Origin of the sequence: Comamonas sp. Z3, from assembly GCF_008121565.1 — a bacterium.
GTDB lineage: Bacteria > Pseudomonadota > Gammaproteobacteria > Burkholderiales > Burkholderiaceae_C > Comamonas > Comamonas brasiliensis.
Map to the genome: position 1 here is coordinate 174829 of NZ_VOQU01000006.1, position 22789 is coordinate 197617.

22 protein-coding genes are annotated in these 22789 nt (G+C 61.3%); 14 read left to right on the forward strand and 8 right to left on the reverse strand.

Features of this window, described 5'->3' with window-relative positions; translation table 11 throughout:
• The first annotated feature begins 571 nt into the window (after positions 1-571).
• The gene (locus FSY59_RS18390) at positions 572-1489 is read left to right on the forward strand and encodes a 3-hydroxyacyl-CoA dehydrogenase family protein (protein ID WP_255439488.1); all 918 of its coding nucleotides are present in this window, start codon (positions 572-574) and stop codon (positions 1487-1489) included.
• A complete protein-coding gene (locus FSY59_RS18395) occupies positions 1489-2304 on the forward strand; it encodes a 3-keto-5-aminohexanoate cleavage protein (RefSeq protein WP_148729249.1) in 816 nt (271 codons plus the stop codon). Before FSY59_RS18390 ends, FSY59_RS18395 begins: the two co-directional genes overlap by 1 nt.
• 8 nt (positions 2305-2312) lie before the next feature.
• Here FSY59_RS18395 and FSY59_RS18400 read toward each other — a convergent pair whose 3' ends face one another.
• Both FSY59_RS18400 and FSY59_RS18405 read right to left on the reverse strand, forming a co-directional pair.
• A complete protein-coding gene (locus tag FSY59_RS18400) occupies positions 2313-2945 on the reverse strand; it encodes a GntR family transcriptional regulator (RefSeq protein ID WP_255439372.1) in 633 nt (210 codons plus the stop codon).
• A gap of 60 nt (positions 2946-3005) precedes the next feature.
• Complete coding sequence (locus FSY59_RS18405; RefSeq protein ID WP_019044185.1) at positions 3006-4763, reverse strand: IlvD/Edd family dehydratase; 1758 nt, start codon at positions 4761-4763, stop codon at positions 3006-3008.
• A gap of 110 nt (positions 4764-4873) precedes the next feature.
• Here FSY59_RS18405 and FSY59_RS18410 point away from each other — a divergent pair, with 110 nt between their 5' ends.
• The 11 genes from FSY59_RS18410 to FSY59_RS18465 all read left to right on the forward strand — a co-directional run bounded on the left by FSY59_RS18410 (position 4874) and on the right by FSY59_RS18465 (position 16373).
• The gene (locus FSY59_RS18410; RefSeq protein WP_003051830.1) at positions 4874-5887 is read left to right on the forward strand and encodes a tripartite tricarboxylate transporter substrate binding protein; all 1014 of its coding nucleotides are present in this window, start codon (positions 4874-4876) and stop codon (positions 5885-5887) included.
• Between the two features lie 50 nt (positions 5888-5937).
• Positions 5938-6858, forward strand: a complete 921-nt coding sequence (locus FSY59_RS18415; RefSeq protein ID WP_148729036.1) for a LysR family transcriptional regulator — start codon at positions 5938-5940, stop codon at positions 6856-6858.
• A 177-nt stretch (positions 6859-7035) separates the two neighbouring features.
• Positions 7036-7980 (forward strand): RNA polymerase sigma factor RpoH, encoded by a 945-nt coding sequence (gene rpoH / locus FSY59_RS18420; protein WP_029158804.1) that lies wholly within the window; start codon positions 7036-7038, stop codon positions 7978-7980.
• 142 nt (positions 7981-8122) lie between these two features.
• Complete coding sequence (locus FSY59_RS18425; RefSeq protein ID WP_019044186.1) at positions 8123-9121, forward strand: tripartite tricarboxylate transporter substrate binding protein; 999 nt, start codon at positions 8123-8125, stop codon at positions 9119-9121.
• Between the two features lie 249 nt (positions 9122-9370).
• Positions 9371-10114: a sterol desaturase family protein gene (locus tag FSY59_RS18435; RefSeq protein WP_003051822.1), complete on the forward strand. Its 744-nt coding sequence runs from the start codon at positions 9371-9373 to the stop codon at positions 10112-10114.
• The gene (locus FSY59_RS18440) at positions 10115-11035 is read left to right on the forward strand and encodes a fatty acid desaturase (protein WP_019044187.1); all 921 of its coding nucleotides are present in this window, start codon (positions 10115-10117) and stop codon (positions 11033-11035) included.
• A 17-nt stretch (positions 11036-11052) separates the two neighbouring features.
• Positions 11053-12987, forward strand: a complete 1935-nt coding sequence (locus tag FSY59_RS18445) for an iron-containing redox enzyme family protein (RefSeq protein WP_148729037.1) — start codon at positions 11053-11055, stop codon at positions 12985-12987.
• A gap of 31 nt (positions 12988-13018) precedes the next feature.
• On the forward strand, positions 13019-13957 hold the full coding sequence (locus FSY59_RS18450; RefSeq protein ID WP_003051817.1) for a hypothetical protein: 939 nt from the start codon (positions 13019-13021) through the stop codon (positions 13955-13957).
• A 3-nt stretch (positions 13958-13960) separates the two neighbouring features.
• Entirely contained in the window at positions 13961-14602 is a 642-nt protein-coding gene (locus FSY59_RS18455) for a DUF4375 domain-containing protein (protein ID WP_050872350.1), read from the forward strand.
• Complete coding sequence (locus tag FSY59_RS18460) at positions 14599-15189, forward strand: immunity 22 family protein (protein ID WP_003051812.1); 591 nt, start codon at positions 14599-14601, stop codon at positions 15187-15189. The genes FSY59_RS18455 and FSY59_RS18460 overlap by 4 nt, the downstream gene beginning before the upstream one ends.
• Positions 15190-15218: 29 nt before the next feature.
• Positions 15219-16373 carry a hypothetical protein gene (locus FSY59_RS18465; protein WP_019044191.1) on the forward strand — a complete coding sequence of 385 codons (1155 nt, stop codon included), beginning with the start codon at positions 15219-15221 and terminating at the stop codon, positions 16371-16373.
• Positions 16374-16387: 14 nt separating this feature from the next.
• Here the strand turns inward: FSY59_RS18465 and FSY59_RS18470 are convergent, their stop codons facing one another.
• From FSY59_RS18470 to FSY59_RS18490, 5 genes are all read right to left on the reverse strand, one after another.
• Entirely contained in the window at positions 16388-18160 is a 1773-nt protein-coding gene (locus tag FSY59_RS18470; protein WP_029158805.1) for a bifunctional diguanylate cyclase/phosphodiesterase, read from the reverse strand.
• A gap of 236 nt (positions 18161-18396) precedes the next feature.
• Positions 18397-19002 carry an SCO family protein gene (locus tag FSY59_RS18475; protein WP_019044193.1) on the reverse strand — a complete coding sequence of 202 codons (606 nt, stop codon included), beginning with the start codon at positions 19000-19002 and terminating at the stop codon, positions 18397-18399.
• Positions 19003-19008: 6 nt separating this feature from the next.
• Positions 19009-19932 (reverse strand): heme o synthase, encoded by a 924-nt coding sequence (gene cyoE, locus FSY59_RS18480; RefSeq protein WP_187427913.1) that lies wholly within the window; start codon positions 19930-19932, stop codon positions 19009-19011.
• A gap of 75 nt (positions 19933-20007) precedes the next feature.
• Complete coding sequence (locus FSY59_RS18485; RefSeq protein ID WP_148729038.1) at positions 20008-20754, reverse strand: hypothetical protein; 747 nt, start codon at positions 20752-20754, stop codon at positions 20008-20010.
• The gene (locus tag FSY59_RS18490; protein ID WP_043374949.1) at positions 20690-21502 is read right to left on the reverse strand and encodes an SURF1 family protein; all 813 of its coding nucleotides are present in this window, start codon (positions 21500-21502) and stop codon (positions 20690-20692) included. Before FSY59_RS18490 ends, FSY59_RS18485 begins: the two co-directional genes overlap by 65 nt.
• Before the next feature lie 14 nt (positions 21503-21516).
• On the opposite strand from FSY59_RS18490, the gene FSY59_RS18495 reads away from it, so the two are divergent.
• A complete protein-coding gene (locus FSY59_RS18495; protein WP_003051797.1) occupies positions 21517-21759 on the forward strand; it encodes a twin transmembrane helix small protein in 243 nt (80 codons plus the stop codon).
• A 131-nt stretch (positions 21760-21890) separates the two neighbouring features.
• On the opposite strand, the gene FSY59_RS18500 is transcribed toward FSY59_RS18495, so the two are convergent.
• Positions 21891-22772, reverse strand: a complete 882-nt coding sequence (locus FSY59_RS18500) for a cytochrome c oxidase subunit 3 (RefSeq protein WP_003051795.1) — start codon at positions 22770-22772, stop codon at positions 21891-21893.
• Positions 22773-22789 lie beyond the last annotated feature (17 nt).

The window sequence follows — 22789 nt, forward strand, 5'->3', positions numbered from 1 at the left end:
CCCGGTCCTCTGGAAGCACTGGCCGCCAGGGCCCGGCTCCCGGCACATGCCACATCAACCCCGAAGCATCGATGAATGAGTGCTGTGCCTGTTAGATACAACGCTTGCGGTATGCAAAACCGTCATGGACGTTGAACACATCAAGGCCTCGGAGCTGCTCTGGGGCCGTCCAGCACCGGCGATTAGGCCAGGGGCTTATGGCGTCTGCTCCTCATGGCAAAGGGCCTCGGCAATGCGTGCACGGATGGCCAGAAGACTCGCAGACCACCGCACATCAGTTACATGCTGACAAACGAAGGCCAGGGCTTTCGGCTGCTGCGTCAGCACGGCCCTGGCGCGCTCGCACTGCGCCGTGGCCTTGCCTAGTCACGCCGGCGGAAGCACAGCAATACATTCAAGAAACAGGATAGTCATCCCAATAAATTTGCTTATCAAATTTATTGCCGCCATCCAAACTGTCTTCAAGACATACGAAACCTGGAGACACCCGTTGAAGCAAACGATTTTCAGTGCGCCTGGGCATTTTTTCCGCCCCTCGCGTTCACACGCTGTGGTTATTGGCGGCGGAACAATGGGAGCCGATGTCGCGGTCGTCCTTTGCCGCGGAGCTTGCAGAACGACGGTGATCGAACCCGACGCCGACCGGGCCGCCAAAGTCCCTGAGCAAGTCCGTGAGGGATTGATCCAGCTGGGCGCGGCTCAGCACCTTGCCCGGCTGTCCGTCGTATCGTCCTTGGACGATCTTGACTGGAACTCTGTGGACCTGGTGATCGAATGCATCCCGGAGCGTTTGGACATCAAGCAAGCGCTTTTCAGGCAACTCGAGCAGCGCGCCCGCAAGGATGCATTGCTGGCCAGCAACAGCTCGAGCTTTCCCATCACCGCAATTGCACAAGGCCTGCCAACACAGGAACGCATGCTGGGTCTGCATTTCTTCATGCCTGCGCACCTGACGCCTCTCGTTGAAGTGGTGTGTGGCGAGGCGTCCCGCATGGAATGCGCAGAGAACCTTCATGCCTTCATGCGCCAGTGCGGCATGGTTCCGGTGCTGGTCAGGAAGGATTTGCCAGGCTTTCTGGCGAACCGCCTTCAGCACGCGCTGGCTCGCGAGGCTTTTGCACTGATTGAAGCGGGCATTGCATCGGCCGAGGATGTGGATGCAGCCGTGCGCTTTGGCTTCGGATTCCGCTTTCTCGCAGCAGGTCCCGTGCTTCAGCGCGACCATGCGGGTCTGGAAGTCCACTGCGCCGCTGGAGCAACGATGTACCCGTCTCTGGCGGCCAACAAGGAGCCTAGCCCATGCCTGTCGCAAAGAGTGGCTGAAGGCAAGTTCGGCATGAAGTCCGGAGAAGGTTTTTTCAAGTGGACTCCGGAGAGCATCGCCCAAGAGAAACAGCGCTACCAGAGGACACTGCTGGCAGGTCTCGAACTTCTCAAAAGCGAACTGCCTGCCGTGGGCGATGCCGCCGAGCAAGAAGAAAGCGCATGATGAATACACCGCTGATCATCACCGTTGCTCCCAACGGAGCCTACAAGACCAGGGAACAGCACCCCGAGGTTCCATTGACTGCCGCCGATCTGGCACAGACCGCCAAGGAATGCCTGGACTGCGGTGCGTCCATGATTCATATGCATGTGCGCAAGCCTGACGGCAGGCATTTGCTCGATGCCCACGCCTACCTTGAAGCCACTGCCGCAGTGCGCAAAGCGGTGGGCCAGGAACTGGTGGTTCAGGTCACCACCGAAGCGGCTCAGGTCTACCAGCCACACGAGCAGATGCGGGTCGCACGAGAAACGGCGCCGGAAGCGATCTCCGTCGGCTTGCGCGAGATACTCAAACCTGAAGTTCCCGAAGCGGATATCCACTCCTTCTTCACATGGCTCAAGCAGAGCAATGTGATGACCCAGATCATCCTGTATGACGTGGCGGACGTGCAGGCCTGGCAACGCCTGCGTGCAAGCGGCGTCATCCCGGAAAACAAATGGTTTCTGCTTTTTGTACTGGGCCGTTACTCTGCCGGTCAGACCTCTTCGCCCATCGATCTGCTGCCGTTCCTGAATGCCCATGACGATGTCTATCCATGGGCAATGTGCGCCTTCGGCCCTCAGGAAAACGCGTGCGCGATGGCTGCAGCCAGCCTGGGAGGGCATGCACGCGTCGGCTTCGAGAACAACCTGTTCCTGAAGAGTGGTGAGCCGGCTGCAAGCAATGCCGCCCTGGTCGCCCAGGTCTGCCAGGGGGCCGCAGCGCTGGGCCGTCCGCTGGCCACGGCTGACGATATTCGAAGCCTGTTCCTAAACTGATCAGCACTTCAAGGCAGCAGCGCCTCTTGTGTCTTCAGGTAATGGTCTCTTGGAGGCACAAGATGCTCTGCGGTCAGACGGATCAGGCGCTCCCGCGAGCCCTCCCCCTGCGCCAGTACCGCCAGCAGCTCGTGATGCTCCTGTTGGGATTGCAACTGACGCTCTCTGGACATCAGCGTTCCAAATCGAATCGCATGCGTTTGGCGGGCGAAGTCTTCGATGGATTGCGACAGGAAAACATTGCCGCATTGCGCAAACAACAGCCGATGAAACTCCTGGTTGGTCCGAAAAATGCCGCGCGGCTCCTGTTGCTGGATCGCTGCGTCGTGCCCGGCCTGAATGCGCCTGAGCTGCTCCAGGGCATCACGGTCCAGAGGCAGCGCAATTCTGCGCATCGCCTCCAGCTCGAGCAGCTCTCTCATTTCGTAGAGATGAATGACCTCGTCTCTGCTGAAGGCCTTCACCATGGAGCCAATATTGCGCCTGCGCTCAAGCAGACCAGCGCTTTCGAGCCGAGCCAGCGCGTCTCGCACCACATGGCGTTTGGCTGCGAACCGTTCCATCAGCTCGTCTTCAACAAGACGCACTCTGGGAGCCAAGAGGCCCAGAACGATGTCTTCCTCCAATGTCGCGGCAATCACGGATGCACCGTCCTCGGATGGACGGCGCTCCCTGGCAAAAGCGCCCGTCGGCATATGAACTTAACTCCTTGGAATCGAACCCTTGCGCTGCGTCGCAGTCAAGAAATCAAAGTCTGCGCCACGATCAGCCTGCAAAACAGTTTTCTTGAACAGATGCGCGTAGCCACGCTCTGCGGCAGGAACTTGAACAGGCTTGGCATTCTGACGCATAGCCAGCTCTTCCTCACTGACCAGCCATTCAATACAGCGCTCGCGCACCGACAGGCGAATTCTGTCCCCGGTTTGCACCCAGGCCAAGGGCCCGCCAATTGCCGCCTCGGGCGTCACATGCAGGACGATGGTGCCGAAAGCGGTGCCACTCATACGCCCATCGGAGACACGCACCATGTCTTTCACGCCTTGGGCAGCGAGTTTCTGGGGAATGGGCAGGTAACCCGCTTCCGGCATCGCCGCTCCTTTGGGGCCGATGTTCTTGAGCACCAGCACATCCTCGGCCCGGACATCCAGCTCGGGCGAGTCGATACGCGCGGCCAAATCCTCCGCATTCTCGAAGACAACGGCACGGCCCTCATGCTCCATCAGCTCGGGGTTGGCTGCGGACTGCTTGATGATGGCTCCTGCCGGGGCAAGATTGCCGTGCAGCACGGCAATGCCGCCCTGTGGATACAAGGGAGCATCCAGAGTCTTCACCACATGCTGCTTGAAGCCGGGACCTGCCGCCTCCAGCTCCTCGCCCAGGGTGCGCCCCGTCACGGTCAGAGCATCGAGGTGCAGCAGGGGCTTGAGCTCTCGAAGCAGGGTATGCATGCCGCCCGCGGCATGAAAGTCCTCCATGTAGTGGTCGCCGGACGGCTTGAGGTCGAGCAACACCGGAGTATTGCGGCTCATGACGTCCAAGGCCTTGAGATCCAGCTCGTATCCCAAACGACCTGCGATCGCTGCCATATGCACGATGGCATTGGTCGAGCCCCCCATGGCCAGCAGCACGCGCATGGCGTTTTCGAAGGCAGCTGGTGTGAGAATCTTGTCAATGCTCAATCCTGCACGCGCCATGTGCACAGCCACCTCACCGGATCGCTCTGCAACCCGGATGCGGTCGGCAGTGACCGCTGGAGGGGTCGCGCTGCCAGGAAGGCCAATTCCCAGAGCTTCTGCGATACAAGCCATCGTGCTGGCAGTGCCCGCCACCGAGCAGGTGCCCACACTGGCGACGAGCTGATTGTTGACGTCGGAAATTTCCTCCGCATCAATTTCTTCGGCACGAAATTTGCCCCAGTAGCGTCGGCAATCGGTGCAGGCCCCCACTCTTTCGCTTCGATGCGATCCGGTGAGCATGGAGCCGGTCACCAGCTGAATCGCCGGCAGTCCGACCGAAGCCGCACCCATCAGCTGGGCCGGCACCGTTTTGTCACACCCCCCGATCAGCACGACCGCATCCATGGGCTGCGCTCGCAGCATCTCCTCTGTGTCCATGGACATGAGGTTGCGCAGATACATGCTGGTCGGCTGGGAAAAGCTCTCGTGCAAGGAGATGGTCGGGAAGTCCATGGGCAGCCCGCCGGCCATCAGGATGCCGCGCTTCACCGCCTCAATCAGTTGCGGCATGTTTCCGTGACAAGGGTTGTAGGAGCTGCCGGTGTTCGTGATACCGATCACAGGCCTGTCCAGCGCCTTGTCGGTATAGCCCGCTCCTTTGATGAAGGCCTTGCGCAAAAAAAGAGAAAAGCCGCGATCACCGTAGTTGGTGAGTCCTTTGGAGATGCCGCTCGAAGCGGCTTCCGGATGAATCGTGGCTTGCTGGTCTGGCTTGTTCGTCATGGAAGGGTTAACCATTGTTGATGCACTGATTATTAATAATATTATTGATTAAAAGAAAAATCGAGCGCTCGAACCAGAAAGCGCATACCTGAAAACCCTAAGGAGACTTCATGAAACCCACAGACCCCGTCAATCCGGGCATGTACCGCCGCAAGCTCGTTAACCTGCTTGCAACCGCCCTCGTTGCAGCCGGCGCATCGGGAGCAGCCAGTGCGCAGACCGACTACCCCAACAAACCCGTGAGGCTGGTGGTTCCCTATGCGCCGGGCGGAGCGACCGATGTCATTGGCCGCGTTCTCGCCAAACAGCTTTCAGACCAGCTCGGGCAGCAGTTCGTCGTCGATAACCGTGCCGGAGCTGGCGGCAGTCTGGGGGCGGGTCAAGTTGCCAAATCACCTGCCGATGGCTACACCTTGCTGATGGGCGCCTTCACAAGCCACACCATCAATGCAGCACTGACGCCTGCGGTGACTCCTTTTGACATCCACAAGAGCTTCGCGCACATCTCGGTGGTTGGCAGCGTTCCGCTGGTATTTGTAGTCAATCCCAATGTTCAGGCGAAATCCGTCAAGGAACTGGTCGCCCTCGCCAAGGCCAGCCCTGGCAGCGTCACCTTCGCTTCCGCAGGCAATGGCTCGCCCCAGCATCTCTCGATCGAGATGTTCAAGCGCCAGACGCAGGTGGAAGTCGTGCATGTACCCTACAAAGGCAGCGGCCCCGCTCTTTCCGACCTGCTCGGCGGTCAGATCAATGCCATGATTGACACCGTTCCTGCCGCACAAAGCCAGATCAAGGCAGGCAAGCTCCGTGCCCTGGCCACCACCACCAAAGAACGCGTCGCCTCGGTTCCAGATATCGCTACCGTGGTGGAAGCCGGATTTCCAGACATGCAGGTCAGCTCCATGTTTGCGCTCACGGCTCCTGCAGGAACGCCAGTTGCAGTCATTCAGAAGATCAATTCGGCGCTGAAAGTGATTCTGTCCAAGCAGGATGTCAAGGACTCCATGCTTGCCCAGGGCGCCATTGCCACCTACAACACGCCTGAAGAGTCGGCCAAGATCATCAATGCCGAGTACGCCAAGTGGGCCAAATTGATCAAAGACAGCGACATCAAGGCTGAATAAGCGCAGATGGCGGAGCTGCAAAAAGCTGCAGCTCCGCTACCTATACTGCTGTGGTGGAAGCCAATCTATCAACCAAAGACCTGAGGGCGGTGGTCGCTCTGAGCCAGACCAAGAGCTTTGGCCAAGCCGCGCTCCAGGTTCACCTCTCGCAGTCTGCGCTGTCGGCCCTGATTGCGCGTGTAGAAGCCCAGATCGGAGCAAGACTGTTTGAGCGCACTACTCGCGCCGTCGAGCTGACCGATGCGGGCCATGTCTTTATCGCCCATGCCCAGGAGATCTTGCGCGATACGCAGCGTGCCTTGCGCGCCGTGACGGACACCGTACAGCTCAGAACTGGTTCGGTGACGGTTGCTGCACTTCCCTCTCTGGCCGCCTCGCTGCTGCCAAAGGTCTTTGCCGAATTCACGCGGATTCACCCCGGGGTGCGCCTTGCCTTGCTTGATACCTTGTCGGGAGCAGCGTTTGATCTCGTTCGTGATGGCAAGGTCGACTTTGCACTCACTGCAGCCGATCCCAAGCAGGAAGACCTCGCCTATGAACAACTGATGGAAGACCAGTTCTTTATCATCTGTCCCGATGACCATCCTCTATCCAGGCAGGCAGGTCCCATCCCGATCGAGACCACCCTGGACTACCCGCATGTCTCCATGCCAAGCTCTGCCAGCGTGCGCCAGTACATTGATGCGGATCTGCTCTCAAAAGGGCTTTATTTCGCTCCTGTCTTTGAAGTTGACCATATAGCAACCATAGGAGCTCTGGTCAGTGCGGGCCTGGGCATCAGCGCGCTACCCGAAACAGCCATATCGCTGCTACAGGCCGACCGCCTCGCGCAGATTCCCTTGTCGGCCCCTGGAATTCAACGTCCTTTGGGCATAGTGATGCGCCGCCACGCACCTCGAAGCTCGGCTGCTAGGAAATTAGAGACATTAATCAGAGCGAGCCTGCAAAACCTGGCCTTTCATTCCAGCTAGAGCACCGCTCCGGAGGCCGGAAAAGACAGAGATCGAAGGGAATGTAAGAAATTCTCCATGAATCGCTACAAACCGCCTGCGCCATCAGAAAACCAACAAAAGCTGTGGGAACTTTGTCTTTAGCACTCTCTCTAACGGAGTGCTAATATGAAGATCATGGAAGAAAGGAAACCTGCAATGAAAACTGCCTCCGGCTCCATTGCTACTGCCCTGGCGCCCGCGAACCCCTGGGCGCTGGTACCTCCGCTGGGCAACCTGGATGCCTATATCTCGGCGGTCAATCGTATGCCAATGCTCACCCTTGAGGAAGAGCAGGACTACGCTCGCAAGCTCAAAGAACACAATGATCTGGACGCCGCCGGGCGTCTGGTGATGTCTCACCTGCGTCTGGTCGTCTCCATCTCACGCCAGTACCTGGGCTATGGCCTGCCTCACGGCGACCTGATTCAGGAAGGCAATGTGGGCCTGATGAAGGCTGTCAAACGCTTCGACCCTGATCAGGGTGTGCGTCTGGTCAGCTACGCCATGCACTGGATCAAGGCGGAAATCCACGAATACATTCTGAAGAACTGGCGCATGGTCAAGGTCGCCACGACCAAGGCCCAGCGCAAGCTGTTCTTCAATCTGCGCTCGATGAAGCATGAGCTGAAGTCCGATGCCGCCATGGCCGACGATGAACTGGCCCTGCGCGAAACCCTGACCTCAAACGAAATTGACGCTGTCGCTGCCAAGCTCAACGTCAAGCGCGAGGAAGTCATCGAGATGGAAACCCGTCTGGCCGGCGGCGATGTGCTGCTGGATCCTTCTCCCAGCGACGACGGAGAGCAGGCCTTCGGCCCCATCGCCTACCTGGCCGACGCCAGCCACGAGCCTACCGCCATGCTTGAATCGCGTCAGCGCGATCATCTGGCGACCGATGGTCTGGTCATGGCCCTGGAGGGCCTGGATGACCGCAGCCGCCGCATCGTTGAAGAGCGCTGGCTCAAGGTCAATGACGACGGCTCCGGCGGCATGACGCTGCATGAGCTGGCTGCCGAATATGGCGTGAGCGCCGAGCGCATTCGCCAGATTGAAGTAGCCGCCATGAAAAAGATGAAAAAAGCGCTGGCCGAGTTTGCGTAAACGCCAACTTGCGCACCAGGGCCTTAAAAGGCTGAAATGTTGAACCTCAAACCCGGATAATTTCCGGGTTTTTTATTTTTCGGAATCGATGCATGTTTTCATGCACAGCGATCACCCATCAAAAATTCAAAAGAGACCTGCCATGCCTATTCGCACTTCGCAAATTCTGAAGAATCTGTCCCGCCGCAGCCTGATTGCTGCAGGCGTCACCATGATGGCGACTGCCATGGCTCCAGCCGCCATGGCGGCTGACAACTGGCCCGACAAGCCCCTGCACCTGATCGTGGGATTCCCCGCCGGCTCCTCGCCCGATCTGAGCGCGCGCGCACTGGCCGAGCCTCTGGAAAAAAAGCTGGGCCAGACCATCATTGTGGAAAACCGTGTGGGTGCAGGCGGCAATATCGCCGGTGAATACGTGGCCAAGGCCGACGGCTACACCTTCAGCGTGATGATCAACGGCAATATGACCATTGCCAAGATGCTCAACCCCGCTGTGCGCTATGACCCCATCAAGGATCTGCAGCCCGTGAGCCTGATCGGCGTGGCGCCGCTGGTGCTGGTGGCCCCGTCATCGGCCCCGCAAGGCAAGGCCTTCATGGAAGCGGCCGCCAAGGCTGGCGACAAATGGAGCTATGGCTCTCCCGGCGTCGGCACCGTGGGCCACCTGGGCATGGAATTGCTCAAGAGCCGATCGGCCATCAAGGCCGTACATGTGCCCTATACCGGCTACCCACAGGTGTTCAACGGCATTCAGGGCGGCGATTTGAAGCTGTCCATGCTGCCTCCGGCACTGGCCATGGCGCAGATTCAGGCCGGCAAGCTGCATGGCATTGGCGTGACTTCTGCCGCACGCAGTCCGCTGGCTCCCGGCCTGCCCAGCCTCAAGGAACTCGGCGTCAACAACTTCGACCTGGAAATCTGGAACGCAGTGGCAGCGCCCAAGTCCATGCCCAAGGCCCATGTGGACAAGCTGGCGGCAGCCGTCAGCGAGATCGTGCGCACGCCAGAAATGCGCCAGAAGCTGTCCATGCAAGGCTGGCAAGCCGTGGGCAGTTCGCCCGAAGGCCTGAGCAACCGCATCCAGCAGGATGTGAAGGCCCTTGGCACCATCATTCGCGAGCAGGGCATCACGGCACAGTAAACACGCCCCCCTGAGCCGCTTTGCGGCTTCCCCCGAGGGGGACGACAGCCTCGCTGCGCGGCGGCGCTTGCTCGCTGTCACGCAGATGACGTGCGCCAGTTTTGCTCCATCCCACACGCTGAAGCTACTCCGGGTATCAACGAGAGCTACCGCAGCGTCCTTTATCATGCGCCCGACAGGCATGGGTTTACGCTATGCCGTCGGGCGCATTGTTGTTTCTGGAGCAGCGCCACCGCTTTTGGAGCCTTCATGGACGCTGGTACCTGGTTCACGCAGCTCAATGCCTGGCAAGTCATGGCCTTGGGTCTGGTTTTTTTCGGGGGTATTTATCTGCTGGGCGGCCTGCTCATGGCGGCACTGACAGCGGCCCTCGCGCGCGCGGGCACAGGCAGACCGCTCGATACGCGCCCGCTCAAGCCCGAGCAGCTAAAGCGTGAATGGCGCCAGTCCTTTCATTCCATACTGATCTTCGGCATCGGCATGATCGTTCCCTGGGGTCTGCTGCAGCTGGGCTGGGCCCAGCTCTCGCCCACGGCCAGCGCCGGACGCATTGCGCTGGAGATCTTTGCCTTGCTGATCTGGAACGATGTGCACTTCTGGATCAACCACCGCCTGCTGCACACGCGCCGCCTGGTGCGCTATCACGGCGACCATCATCGCTCCGTGGTGACCACGCCCTGGTCCACCTACAGCTTCCACCCCATCGAAGCTCTGATGCTGGGCAACATCATCTTGCTGCCCATGCTGGTGCATGACTTCTACTTCTGGTCGCTGGCCTCGGTACCAGTGCTGAGTCTGATCCTGAATCTGATCGGCCATTCCAACTATGATTTTTTCCCCGAGGTCTCCGACACGCACCCGCTGGCTGCCAGCCGCCGTCACCATCTGCACCACGCACGCCCCGCCGGCAACTATGGCTTTGCTCTGGCCTTCATGGACCAGATCATGGGAACGCGGGTCACGGACAGCGCTCCCCAAGGCCCTCGTCGCTGAATGAACAGGCGCCGCTATCCCGCCCTGCGTCATTGGCGCGACTGGCAATCCGTCCTCTACATGCTGCTGCTGCCGCTGCTGGTATGGTGGCAATGGACGCAGGGCTTCAGCTTCATTCTCTACGGCGTCGAGCTGTTTCTGACCCTGGGTGTGGGCGTGATCCACCACAACCACACCCATGCGCGCATGTGGCGGGGGCGCCGGACCAACCGCCTGACCGATTACTGGCTGACCCTGCTGCAAGGCCATCCCACCTTTGTGTTCTGGCCCGCTCATGTGGCCAACCACCACCGCTTTCGCCACGGACCGCGCGATCTGGCGCGCACCTACCGGCCCGAATGGGGTGGCGATACCAACCATCTGTGGGGCTACCTGATTCACCCGGTGCAGGCGGCTTTCGTGCTGTATCCGCTGTTCTTTCGGTGGCTGAACAATCTGCGTCTTCACTGGCCCGGAGCCTTTCGCTACTGCATGGGGCAATACCTGCTGTGGCTGGGCAGTTGGGGCTTTTTTCTCTGGCTGGACTGGCAGAAGGCCCTGATTTTCATCATCGTTCCCCAGTTGCACGGCCTGCACTGGCTGCTGGCCACCAACTATCTTCAACATGCCCACGCCGATGGAAGGCCGCTGACCAGAGCACAGCGCAATACTCCGGGTATCGAGCTGAACTACGCGCGCAACTTTGAAGGCCTGGTCAACCCCCTGCTTTTTAATATTGGCCTGCACACCGCGCACCATGAATGCCCGCATGCCCATTGGTCCGAGCTCAGCGGACTGCATGAGCGCATTTACCGCCAACGGGTCACTCCCGCATTGAACGAAGGTGGCCTGCTGCCTTATATGGGACGCGTGTTTGTATTGGGTCTGGTCTGGCCCGCGGCAAGAACCGAGCCGCAGATGCCGCCCGACGCTGTGAAGTAAAAACCTGTTGAGGATCTATGCCCGTCGCCTATTCCAAGGTCTATCTGCAATCTGCCGGCATGTTTCTGCCTGGCGCCCCGGTGGACAACGCTGGCATGGATGCGTTTGTCGCACCGCTGAACCGCATCTCCGAGCGCATCAAGCGCCGCATCCTGGCCGAGAACGGCATCCAGACCCGCCACTACGCCATTGATGGTGAAGGCCAGACTGTCTTCAGCAACGCCCGCATGGCGGCCCGCGCGATCGAGGAGACCCTGGCCCTGGCTGGCAAAAAGCTCTCCGACATCGGCTTTCTGTCCAGTGGCTCCTCGGGGGGCGATGCACTGATGCCCGGCTTTGCCAGCATGATTCAGGGCGAGATGGCCGCCCCGCCCATGGAAACGCTGTCCGTGCATGGAGTTTGCGCCGCCAGTGTGGGTGCCATGCAAGCTGCAGCCATGGCCGTGGAAAGCGGCGCCCATGCGCTGGCCCTGTCGGTGGCCAGCGAAATGCCTTCGCGTCTGTTCAAGCGTTCACGCTTTGCGGCCCAGGGCTATGACACCGACTTTGACGCCCACTTTCTGCGCTGGATGCTGTCCGACGGCGCAGGCGCCGTGTTGCTGGGCGGCCCCAAGGCCCTGCCTCAGGCCAACGGGCTGCGCCTCAAGCTCAGGTGGACGCACCAGCGCAGCTTTGCCGGCGACTACCCCGTGTGCATGCAGCTGGGCATGACGGCCGATCGCGGCAAAAGCCATCTGGACTTCCCTGCCTGGAGCGATGCCGAGGCCGCAGGCGCTCTGGCACTGCGCCAGGACATTCGCCTGCTGCCGCATCTGTTCGATGTCTGCATTCACGAATATGCAGCCCTGGCCCACCAGGGCTGGGTGCCCGAACGCGGCATCGACCACTTTCTCTGCCACTACTCGTCGGAGCGCTTCATTCCCGTGGTCGACGAGTTGCTGGGCAAGGCCCAGCTCAGCATTCCACGCGAGCGCTGGTGGAGCAATCTGGCCTGGCGCGGCAACACGGGTGCCGCCTCCATCTTCATCATGCTGTCGGAGTTTCTGCAAAAACAGGGCCAGCACCTGAAAGCCGGCGACACCGTACTGTGCTTCATCCCCGAGTCGGGCCGCTTCACCGCAGGCTACATGCTATGGGAAGTAGAGCTTGATACGCATACGCAGAAAGCGATTGAGGTCAATTTCCCTCAAGAATCCGTGCAGACTCCGGCGCAAGCCGATGATGCGCTTCCAGATGTTTCGGGCATCGCCGCACCGCATGACCCGGCCACCGCTCCAGCGCAGTTGGCGCCGCTGCTGACCGAGCTGGCCAGCATCTGGCAGGACTACCGCAGCAATGTCTGGCGCACTCCCCTGCTGCAGCGCATGCGCACGCGCCGGTTGCAGATCACCGACTATCTGCGCTGGATGAGCCACTGGATTCCCCAGGTGCGCGAAGGCAGTCTGTGGATGCGAGAAGGCGCGGCCTCGCTGACCGGAGACTACGCAACGCTGGCCTCGCTGATCGACCTGCATGCAGGTGAGGAGCAGAACGACTTCAAGATTCTGCACAGCGACTATCTGAAGGCCGGCGGCACCGAGACCGACATCAACCGACTACGCCGCAACCCCGGCGGCGAAGCGCTCAATGCCTATCTGCACAGCCTGGCTGCCACGCCCAACCCGGTCGGCCTGCTGGGCGCCATCTACATCATCGAAGGCACGGGTCAGCGCATCGTTCCGAGCCTGCTGCCCCTGCTGCGCCAGAGCCTGCCGCTGCCGCCCGATGCCTTCCGCTTTCTCGAGTACCACGGCGCCAACGACGAGAACCATCTGGAGCGCTGGCTGCTGGCCGTGCAGATGGCACTGGAGCTGGACAGCGAAGGCACGGCCCAGCAGGCCATACTGCAGACCGCACGCAACACCGCAGCCATGTACCTGATGCAGTTTCAGCATGTGCTGACAGAGCGCTAAACAGAAACAGCAAGAAGCACCGCGAGGAGCCATGAAGAACGAATTCAACGACCATGTCTGGGACGAGCGCGACCCCAGTCCCTGGCTGGCGCTCTACCTCGACCAGAGCACGCCTCTGCCCGATGACGTCAAGGCCGCCTGGCTGCGCGACTGCAGCAGCAGCTCGCGCCAGTTCTTTCTGCCCGCCATGCGGCCGCTGGCGCGGCTTTCCATGATCATCATTCAGGCGCTGAAGATCTTTCTGCCCAAGCGCTGGTCGCACTCCATGCTGCTGCACCGCCTGCTGGCCTTCGGCATGAAGAAATTTCTCTCTCCGGAGGCCAACTGGCTCATCATGCGCCACTTTCATCTGGGCTCCCAGGTACTGGCCTTCGTCGCAGCCAATGCCCCGACCAAGGTCAGCACCGCACCCTTGATGCCCATGGAAATCGACGATGTGAAGGACGAGCTGTTTCTCAAGCACGACCTCAACCTCTTCAACTTCGTGATCCGCCTGAACAAGGCACTGCGCGAGAACGGGCAGGAGCTGGTGCCCGTGGCCGAGCCCGACTTCTCCATGATCCGCGAGCCCGATCTCAGGCTCGAAGACATGCCGCGCGGGCGCTTCAACGTCATCGATCTGCAAAGCGCCATCGAGCTCTACACGCCCATCTACCAGTTGCTGCTGACCGACAACGACTTCTGGCGCGCCAGCAACTCGCTGCAGCTCGACGAAACCGTTGCCATCTACTGCGCCAAGATCCTGGCCTCGCCCGAGCATCTGGTGCTGCTCAACAACAAGCATCCCATGGTGCCGCTTTCCACCCTGTATGCAGCCTACCGTCTGGTGCTGCACGGCCTCTCCACCGAGATGCTGCACTCGCTGCTGACACGCATGGCCAACGGCGAGCACCCCATTCCCGCGCGCGAGCTGGCCAAGATGCACCGGGCCGCCGAGACGGTGATGGATCAGACTGCCGCACAAAGCTGAACCATGGACCCACGAAGCAACCGCATCACAGGCGTTCGCATCGACGAGCAGACCATCTGGCTTGCACTCGCGGATGGACGTGAACTGGCCGAGCCCATCAAACGGCATATCCGCCTGAAAAGCGCCGCGCCCGAGCAAAGGCTGCACTGGGTTCTGACCGATGAGGATCACGGTCTGAACTGGCCGGCACTGTGGCAGCCCTCTGCAGCGGGCATGGTCAGCGTCTGGGACCTGGATCAGGACAGTCTCTACAACCAGGCTATGGGCGCGCTGCTCGCCGCCCAATGGGACATCACCCGGATATCCCGTCTCCAGCATGAGCTGGTGGCTCTGTGGCGCATGGAAGCCGATATCAACAACGGCGGCTTTCTGCAGTTTCTGGGCAACTGGGGGCTGGCCAACCATCGGCTCAGCCTGGAGGCTCTTCAGGCCATAGGCGCGCCCATCACGCGCCAGTGTCTGCAGGACATGTTTGCGGTGCTCAAGCGCTTCGAGGAGGAGCCAGAAAATGTGGACTACTCCGATCTGCCTGCACTGCTGACGGATGCCGAGCATGAGCAGTTGCAGGAGCTGGAAGAAGCCTTCTGGGACTACCCGGAGCCCCTGAACAAGCTGGTGGTCATGCACTACGGACCCGCCCAATGAAATCTGAAAACAAATCCGGCGAGACCTATTCGCTGGCGTTTCGCAAGGCTCTGGTGGACGAAGCGCTGAACCGCACACCCGGCGGCGGCTTTCCGGAACTGGAAAAGCGCCACCGCCTCAAGCCCGGAACCCTGTTCGGCTGGGTCGAGGAGCTGGGTCCGACACCGCCGCCCGCGCCTTTTTCCGCACTGCATTTCTGGATCGGCAACACGCCGCTGGGCGAGGCGGAGTTTGGCCGCTACTTCGACTATGCAGACAGCTACTGGGAGCTGGAAGTCGAAGGTATCGAAAGCAGCCGCGAAGATGTCACGGGCTGCGGCTTCTGCCGGGATCTGGGCAGGAAGTTTCTGTTCGACGAAGACCTGCTGCTGATGATCTGGCTGCCCGAGCCTGTTCCTGTCGCCGCCTTGGTGCGCCACAGCACTCTGGACTCCGACGCATCCCTCGCGCTCATCGTGCAGGCCTGCGAGGCACGGGGCATTGAGACTGCCAACGCCATGTTTGTCTATGCCGACCCCACCGAGCCAATCACCGAGCCGGACAAGCTCTACAACGGATTGCGCTACATAGGCCTTTTTGACGACTGACGCAGTTTCGACGTTTTTTCATCTTCTGCATGCACGACTTTATTGCCGAGATTTCGCAGCAATGGCTGCAGCTGCCGGATTGCCGGGCCGAACACCAGGACGTGGCCAGAACACGCATTACCAGCGGCGTGGTAGCCGGCTGCATGGAAGTCGAGTTTTTTGTGCACCGCAATGGCAACGGTGCCTTCTCGGCCACCCGCTATGAGGAGGCCATGCAGCTTGGCGCCGAGCACAGGCTGCATGCCTGGATCACGCTGCGCGATGCTGCCACAGAGGTCATCCACCATGAAGTCAGCTGCAACCCCGGGCGCTTTGCACAGCTGCTGCACGAATGGCGCACTGCACCTGATGCGGCACCGGCGCAAGTCACCATCCGGACCACGGCCTTCACTCCATCTCTTGCGGAGACTGCAGCCCGTGCCCCGTCAATGGGTCAGGATCTGAACCTCGGCCTGCTGGACCAGCTCGCGGATTCCCAGCAGGCGCTTGAACGGCTCAAGGCCGATGTATCCGCTGTCGACCTCATGCGCCTGCTTCAATCCTGGCCGCGCGATGATCGCGGGCGACTGGCGGCACGCACCACCGCCGTGCTCGCGGCCTATGGCCCCGCCAGCCGCAAGCGCCAGCCCTGCCTGCTGGCTCGATCGGTGATGCAGTCAAAAATGCCCGGCTGGCAATTGCTTCTATCGTCCGAATTTCTCTACAACTGCCGCCATCAATGGAGCGATGCCCGCTGGCTATGGTCGTCAGCAGACGCCCCCAAGGACGCCGCGCTGGAGCGCAAGGCACGCCAGCTGATGGCGCAGGGCAGGATCAGCGAGGCCTGCGCACTGTATGGCGTCGAGCTGCACGAGCGCGTGCGAAGACTGTCCGCAGGCCAGTCATTCCAGCGCTTCTCGCCCGTGCCAGAGCCTTGGGTGCAAGAGCTGCAAGCGGCGCTTCTGCAACTGGCACCATGGCGTCTCACAGCCGGGCTGCAGCGCATCCAGGAGCATCTGAGTCAGGCCAACCGCAAGCCGCCCAAGCCCGGCAGCTGGGAGCGCAAGCTGTTCTGGTTTTCGGGTCAGCGGCAGCAGGCACGCTGGGGCCCCGGTGTGCGTCTCGACAAGCAGGGCAAGCCGGTACTGGACCTGATCGTCACCGCATCCAACGAGCATTTTCCCGAGCCTGACTGGAAGCAGTAGCCACACTCTTTGCGTCACGCCGCCAGCCAGTCCCGCACCTGCTCGGCAGGCATGGCGCGTGAATGCAGCCAACCCTGGAAAAACTCGCAGCCGATATCGCGCAGCAGCTGCAGTTGATCGGCCTCTTCGACGCCTTCGGCCACCACCTCCAGATCCAGTGCATGGGCCATATGCACAATGCCACCCATCAACCTGTCACGGCTGGGCGAGGGAAACAGGAATTCCCGCCCCAGCTTGACGCGCTGCAGCGGCAAATACTGCAGATAGGCCAGTGAAGAATGGCCGGTGCCGAAATCATCCAGTGCAATCGTCACCCCCAGCCGCGCCAGCCCCTGCAGCACCTCACACCCCTGATCGGGATTGATCATGGCCTGGGACTCGGTCACCTCCAGCTCCAGCCATTGCGGCGGCACCTGATAGCGCTGCAGACAGCTTCTGACCTGCTCGACCAGATTCACCTGCCGCAGCTGATAGGCAGAGAGATTGACCGCCACCCGCAACGGCGTACCAGCCTTGAGCCACAGGGCGATCTGCTTGCAGGCGGCGTCCAGCACATAGTTGCCCAGAGCCACGATCTGGCCCGAAGCCTCGGCCACCGGAATAAAGCGCGCCGGACTGACATTGCCCAGCAGCGGATCATGCCAGCGCAGCAAGGCCTCCACCGCCACCACCGTGGCGCCCTCGACCTTGACCTGGGGTTGGTAATGCAGCTGCAGGCCACCATAGCTGAGCGCCATGCGCAAGCGCTCGGCCAGTTGCACACGCTCGGCCATTTCCTTGCCCATGCCGGGTTCGAAAAACACCGCGTGGCCGCGTCCCTGGGCCTTGGCGCTGTACATGGCCATATCGGCGAAGCGCATCAGGTCGTCGCCGGTCTGCGCATTGTCGGGATAGAGGGCAATGCCCACGCTGGCACCGAAATCCAGTGCCAACCCGTCGTGCCTGAAGGGGATGGAGAGCGCCGCCAGTATCTGCTCGCTCCAGAACCGGGCTCGGGTCGCGTTCTCGCCCACCAGCAGCACCATGAATTCGTCGCCCCCCAGGCGCGCCAGAGTGCCTTCGCTGCGCAACTGGGACTTCAGCCGCCTGGCGACCTCTCTCAGCAGTTGATCACCAGCGGCATGTCCGTAGCCGTCGTTGATGGCCTTGAAATTGTCGAGATCCAGCTGCAGCAGGGCCAGGGCCTCGCCCCCGGCCTGCGCCAGCTTGAGCTGCTCCTGCAGCTCCTGGCCGAACTGCCAGCGATTGTTGAGTCCGGTCAAGGTGTCCTTGGTGGCCTGGAACTTCAGGCGCTGCTGCATCTGATGCAGCTCGGTCACATCGCGCACAAAGGCAATCGCCAGGCCTTTGTCGTCATCCCCGAAATAGCCCAGGGCAATGTCCACCGGCACGGCATTGCCCTGCTTGCGCTGCAGCCACAGCACGCCGCCCAGACCCATGGGCCGGCGCGATGGCCGGGAAAAATAGCTGTTCAGATACTGGCCATGCCCTGCCTGAAACTCGGGCGGCAGCAGCATGTCCAGCATCCGGCCTTCGAGCTCGTCGCGCTCATAGCCGGAGATGGCCAGCATGGCGGCGTTGGCCGTCACCATCTTCCCGTCACGTTCCACCAGCAAAATGCCGTCGGGCGCGGCGTCCAGCGCCTGGCGCTCGCGCCGGCTCAACATGACGGAAAGACTCACCCCCTCCTGCCGGGCCGACATGGCTAGTCCCAAACGGCGCTGGCAATCCGCCAGCGCCAGTTCAGACACGGGTTTGAGCATCGAGGAAAAAGGGCACTCGGCCATACGCAAGCTCCAGACATCCACTCTGGCGTTCCTGCGTGCAGCCACTCTCCATGCCGCATCCACGGCCTGCATGCCCGGCTTCCGGAAGCCGGATCGAGCCTTGCCAAGTGTTTGAAGGCGCCCACTATGCGCGCGGCATCACGGGCTCCCTTTGCGCTATATCAAACACCAACATGTAACAACAGATTTCAAGAAACTCCGGCACCCGTGGCCCATGCGGCCCTGGGTGCTTTGCTTCAGCCCAGCAGTGCCTTGACGTCCTGGGTCAGCAGCTGCGGTCCCGCGCCATAGCGCTCGTACACGCGCAAGCGGCCCTGGGGATCGAAAAGATAGGTGCCAGCCGAATGGTCCAGGGTGTAGGTGCCTTCGACCTTGCCTGGCACCTTCTTGAAGAAGATCTTGAAGTCCTTGGCCACGGCTGCAATTTCGTCGGCCGTACCGCTCAGCCCCACAAAGCTCTCGTCGAAGTTGGCCAGATAGGCCTTGAGCACCTCCGGTGTGTCACGCTCGGGGTCCAGCGAGACAAACACGGCCTGCAGCTTGTCGCCATCGGCGCCCAGCGCCTGCTTGACCTCAAGCAGTTCCTGCAGCGTGGTGGGGCAGACATCGGGGCACTGGGTGTAGCCGAAGAACACGGCCACCACCTTGCCCGAGAAGTCCTTGAGGCTGCGCTTCTTTCCGTCGACATCGGTCAGCGGAATGTCCTTGGCGTAGTCTGCGCCCGTCACATCCACGCCCTGAAATTTGGGCTTGCTATCGTCCTTGCAGGCGGTCAGTGCGAATGCGGCCGTGCAGGCCAGTGTTGCGGCGCCCATCGCGCGCAGCGCAGCTCGTTTATCCATGGTCGGTCAGGCTAGGTAGTGATCCACCAGCAGCGCGGCAAACAGCAGGCTCAGGTGGATCAGTGAAAAGCGGAAGGTCTTGCGTGCCAGCGCATCCGAGTAGTTGCGCAGCAGTGCCCAACCATAACCGCAAAAGCCCAACCCCAGAATCACTGCGGCAAAAAGGTAGAGATAGCCGCTCATGCCCACCACAAAAGGCAGCAGACAGCCGGCAAACAGCACCAGGGTATAGAGAAACACTTGCAGCCGCGTGAAGGCATTGCCATGCGTGACCGGCAGCATGGGCAGACCTGCGCGGCGGTAGTCCTCCACGCGGTACAGCGCCAGCGCCCAGAAATGCGGCGGCGTCCAGAGGAAGATGATGAGAAACAGCAGCAAGGCCTCATGGCCGACCTGTCCGGTCATCGCCGCCCAGCCCAGCACGGGCGGCATGGCGCCCGATGCCCCGCCGATGACGATGTTCTGCGGCGTCAGGGGCTTGAGCACCAGGGTGTAGATCACGGCGTAGCCGATGAAGGTGGCCAGCGTCAGCCACAACGTGAGCGCATTCACCGCCAGCAGCAAGATGGCGGAACCTGCGGCGCACAGCAAGGCCGAAAACAGCAGGGCCTGGGAATGCGAGAGCTCGCCACGCGCCGTGGGCCGCCAGGCCGTGCGCTTCATGCGCGCATCGATACTGCGCTCGACCAGGCAGTTGAACGCCGCTGCCGCCGCGGCCACCAGCCAGATGCCTGTGCAGGCCGCCAGCATGCGGCCCCAGTCCTGCCAGCTGGGAACGCCAGGCACAGCCAGCACCATGCCGATGAAGGCGCAGAAGACGATGAGCTGCACCACCTTGGGCTTGGTCAGCGCGTGGTACTGCGCCCAGCGCGAGGAAGCCGCCATGGCGTCTGGAACAACCACTTTCAACTCCGAGATGTCTGCCTGCATGCGGCCCTCCTCGCTGACCATGATTCAGATCGCTGATAGCGCTTTGCGAAAGCCGGCTATCGCGGGTTTCAACAGCTATTTCTGCGCCGTGTCGGCCGTGGATCGCCCGGCCTCATCCCAGGAGGCAGAGGCGCGCAGCAGCCGCTCCAGATCGCGCTTGGCCTTGCCGGCCGTGGCTTTGCCCATATCGGCAGGAAAGCGCATCATCCAGTGGCCCTGGGGATCGACCACATACAGATGCTCGTCCAGCGCATGGCCGGCCTCGGGCTTGAGCCAGTTGCCGATGACCGCAGCCGGCACGCGCAGCGTTGTCGCCTGCTCGGCCGCGGGCAGGATGGCCTCGGGCACGGGCTGCTGGTCATCAATGAGCCAGACCCAGTCCAGCCGGTCCTTTTCACGGCCCAGGGTTTCACGCAGCTGGCGCTGCAGATAGAGATGATCCTGACAGCGTTGCCCACAGTCCCCGGCACTGGTGCTGATCAGCAACCACTGACCCTTGAGGCTGCCCAGATTCACGCTGCTCCCGTCCAGCGTCTGCGCCTGCACATCGGGCAGGCCGGGCTGCTCGGCAATCAGCTCGCCATAGCTGCGCTGCTGCGAGGGACGCAACACGTAGTAGGTGAAGTAGGAGGCCAGCACCGGCGCCGCACAGACCAGCAGCACGGCCAGCATCTTCCAGCGACCGCTGCGCGCCTGCATCTGCCGTGCCTGGCTCTGCGAGGGATCGGGCAGGCTGTGGACCGCAAAGCTCAGCGGCTCATCCCCCGGGCTGCGCTGCGCGGCGGCGGGGGTAAAAGCGTCGGACGAGTTGAAACCAGACATAGAGCAACACCACCAAGACACTGAGTCCGAACCACTGAAAAGCATAGCCGTAGTGCTTTTGCACACCGGCATTGATCTGCGGCCAGTCGCGCAGCAAGCCTTCGCTGGCGCTGCCGCTTTGCACCACGCTCAGGGCCAGCAGCGGCAAGCCGCCTTGCTGCGCCCACAGGGCAATGTCTGCATTCTGTCGGATGCGCGACTGTTGCTCATCAGGGTCTGCCCCGCCATTAGCCGTTTCCAGCTCCATCAGCCTGGACGGTGGCGCCTCCAGCCGGCCCTCGATGCTGACCGTGCCTGCAGGCGTCTGCACCTCTGGCAGGACCGAGCGGTCCATGAAGTTGCGCGGTGCCCAGCCGCGCTGCACGACGACAACCCTGTTCGCGTGAGGCGCACTCAGCCTGAACGGCGTGAGCACATAGAAGCCGGCCCGGCCCTGCATCTGCCGGTTGTCCAGAAAGAGGGTCTGCTCGGCCAGCCACTGGCCCTGCAGTTGCACGGGTCTATGCAGCAGCGTCGCCTTCTGTGCCTCGCCGGTGGATTCGGCTGCCAAAGCCACCTCGGCGGCCAGCTCTGCGTTGTGCCAGGGCTCCAGCGCCTGCTGACGCTCGATGGCATCGAAAACAGCCTGCTTGTGCGCTGCCCGGCTCAGTTGCCAAAATCCCAGCGATGCAGTGACGGCCACGCAGGCCAGGGCCGCCGCAGAAATCAGTAGAAACCGCCAGAGGTCTGGAAATCGGGAAATGCGCACCAGATAATCCGTTCATGAAATTCGTGATCATTCTCGCCTTTCTCGCCATCTTGGCGAGCCTTGGCAGTGCGCTGTTCTTCATGATGCGCCGGGGCGACGGCGGCGAAAGCTCGGAGGCCGACGATGCCGAGCGCAGCCGCAAGATGTTTCGCGCCCTGGCCCTGCGTGTGGCTTTGTCGGTTGCGCTGTTTCTCTGCGTTCTGATGGCAGCCAAGCTGGGCTGGATACAGCCCACGGGCTGGCAGCCTGGGCAATAGCCGGTTGCACGCAGCGCCTTTTGGCACTATCAAAATAAAAGCACCTTGCGCTTTCCATTCATTGATTTCAGTGCTATTTGATGCTGAAATCAATACTGGACTTGCGTAAGGCGCTTCTATTTTTGATAGTCCTACATCCAGTACACCAGGATGTAGAGGAAGACCCAGACCACGTCCACAAAGTGCCAGTACCAGGCCGCACCTTCAAAGCCGAAATGGTGCTTGTCGGTAAAGTCCCCCTTCATCAGGCGGATGGTGATGAAGAACAGCATCAGCATGCCGACCAGCACGTGGAAACCGTGAAAGCCCGTCAGCATGTAGAAGGTGGAGCCGAAAACGCCCGAGTTGAGCTTGAGGTTGTAGTCGTTGTAGAGATGGTGGTATTCGTAGCCCTGCACGCAGAGGAAGACGAAGCCCAGAATCACCGTCATCCACATGAAGCTGATGCAGCGCGCGCGGTTGTTGACCTGCAGCGCATGGTGGGCGATGGTCAGCGTCACGCCCGAGGTCAGCAGCAGCGCCGTGTTGATGGTGGGCAGCCAGAACGGCCCCACGGTCTTGAACGGCTCGACGATATTCGCGGGCGACGCCGTGGCACCGGGTGCCACACTGGGCCACACTGCCTGGAAATTGGGCCACAGCAGCTCGTTGGCGAGACTGCCCAGTGCCGGCACCGAGTGCGCGCGTGCCCACCACAGCGCGGTGAAGAAGGCGCCGAAGAACATCACCTCCGAGAAGATGAACCAGCTCATGCTCCAGCGGTAGGACAGGTCGATCTTGCGGCTGTTGAGCCCGGCCTCGCTCTCGCGCGCCGCATCGCGGAACCAGACGAACAGCACGGCCAGCCACCAGACCAGGCCGAAGAACAGGGAATACATTCCCCATTCGTGGCCGTTGATCCAGGTGCCGGCACCCAGAATCACGAAGAACAGGCCGATGGCCGCCATCACTGGGTGGCTGGATTCGGCTGGCACATAGTAGTAAGGGGTTGCGCCCTGCGGGATTGCACTCATCACTCGGCTCCTGACTC

Coding starts and splice junctions, on each gene's coding strand:
- FSY59_RS18390 (WP_255439488.1), top strand. CDS start 572: ATGGGAGCCGATGTCGCGGTCGTCCTTTGCCGCGGAGCTTGCAGAACG.
- FSY59_RS18395 (WP_148729249.1), top strand. CDS start 1,489: ATGAATACACCGCTGATCATCACCGTTGCTCCCAACGGAGCCTACAAG.
- FSY59_RS18405 (WP_019044185.1), bottom strand. CDS start 4,763: ATGACGAACAAGCCAGACCAGCAAGCCACGATTCATCCGGAAGCCGCT.
- FSY59_RS18410 (WP_003051830.1), top strand. CDS start 4,874: ATGAAACCCACAGACCCCGTCAATCCGGGCATGTACCGCCGCAAGCTC.
- rpoH (WP_029158804.1), top strand. CDS start 7,036: ATGAAAACTGCCTCCGGCTCCATTGCTACTGCCCTGGCGCCCGCGAAC.
- FSY59_RS18425 (WP_019044186.1), top strand. CDS start 8,123: ATGCCTATTCGCACTTCGCAAATTCTGAAGAATCTGTCCCGCCGCAGC.
- FSY59_RS18435 (WP_003051822.1), top strand. CDS start 9,371: ATGGACGCTGGTACCTGGTTCACGCAGCTCAATGCCTGGCAAGTCATG.
- FSY59_RS18440 (WP_019044187.1), top strand. CDS start 10,115: ATGAACAGGCGCCGCTATCCCGCCCTGCGTCATTGGCGCGACTGGCAA.
- FSY59_RS18445 (WP_148729037.1), top strand. CDS start 11,053: ATGCCCGTCGCCTATTCCAAGGTCTATCTGCAATCTGCCGGCATGTTT.
- FSY59_RS18450 (WP_003051817.1), top strand. CDS start 13,019: ATGAAGAACGAATTCAACGACCATGTCTGGGACGAGCGCGACCCCAGT.
- FSY59_RS18455 (WP_050872350.1), top strand. CDS start 13,961: ATGGACCCACGAAGCAACCGCATCACAGGCGTTCGCATCGACGAGCAG.
- FSY59_RS18460 (WP_003051812.1), top strand. CDS start 14,599: ATGAAATCTGAAAACAAATCCGGCGAGACCTATTCGCTGGCGTTTCGC.
- FSY59_RS18465 (WP_019044191.1), top strand. CDS start 15,219: ATGCACGACTTTATTGCCGAGATTTCGCAGCAATGGCTGCAGCTGCCG.
- FSY59_RS18470 (WP_029158805.1), bottom strand. CDS start 18,160: ATGGCCGAGTGCCCTTTTTCCTCGATGCTCAAACCCGTGTCTGAACTG.
- FSY59_RS18475 (WP_019044193.1), bottom strand. CDS start 19,002: ATGGATAAACGAGCTGCGCTGCGCGCGATGGGCGCCGCAACACTGGCC.
- cyoE (WP_187427913.1), bottom strand. CDS start 19,932: ATGCAGGCAGACATCTCGGAGTTGAAAGTGGTTGTTCCAGACGCCATG.
- FSY59_RS18485 (WP_148729038.1), bottom strand. CDS start 20,754: ATGTCTGGTTTCAACTCGTCCGACGCTTTTACCCCCGCCGCCGCGCAG.
- FSY59_RS18495 (WP_003051797.1), top strand. CDS start 21,517: ATGAAATTCGTGATCATTCTCGCCTTTCTCGCCATCTTGGCGAGCCTT.
- FSY59_RS18500 (WP_003051795.1), bottom strand. CDS start 22,772: ATGAGTGCAATCCCGCAGGGCGCAACCCCTTACTACTATGTGCCAGCC.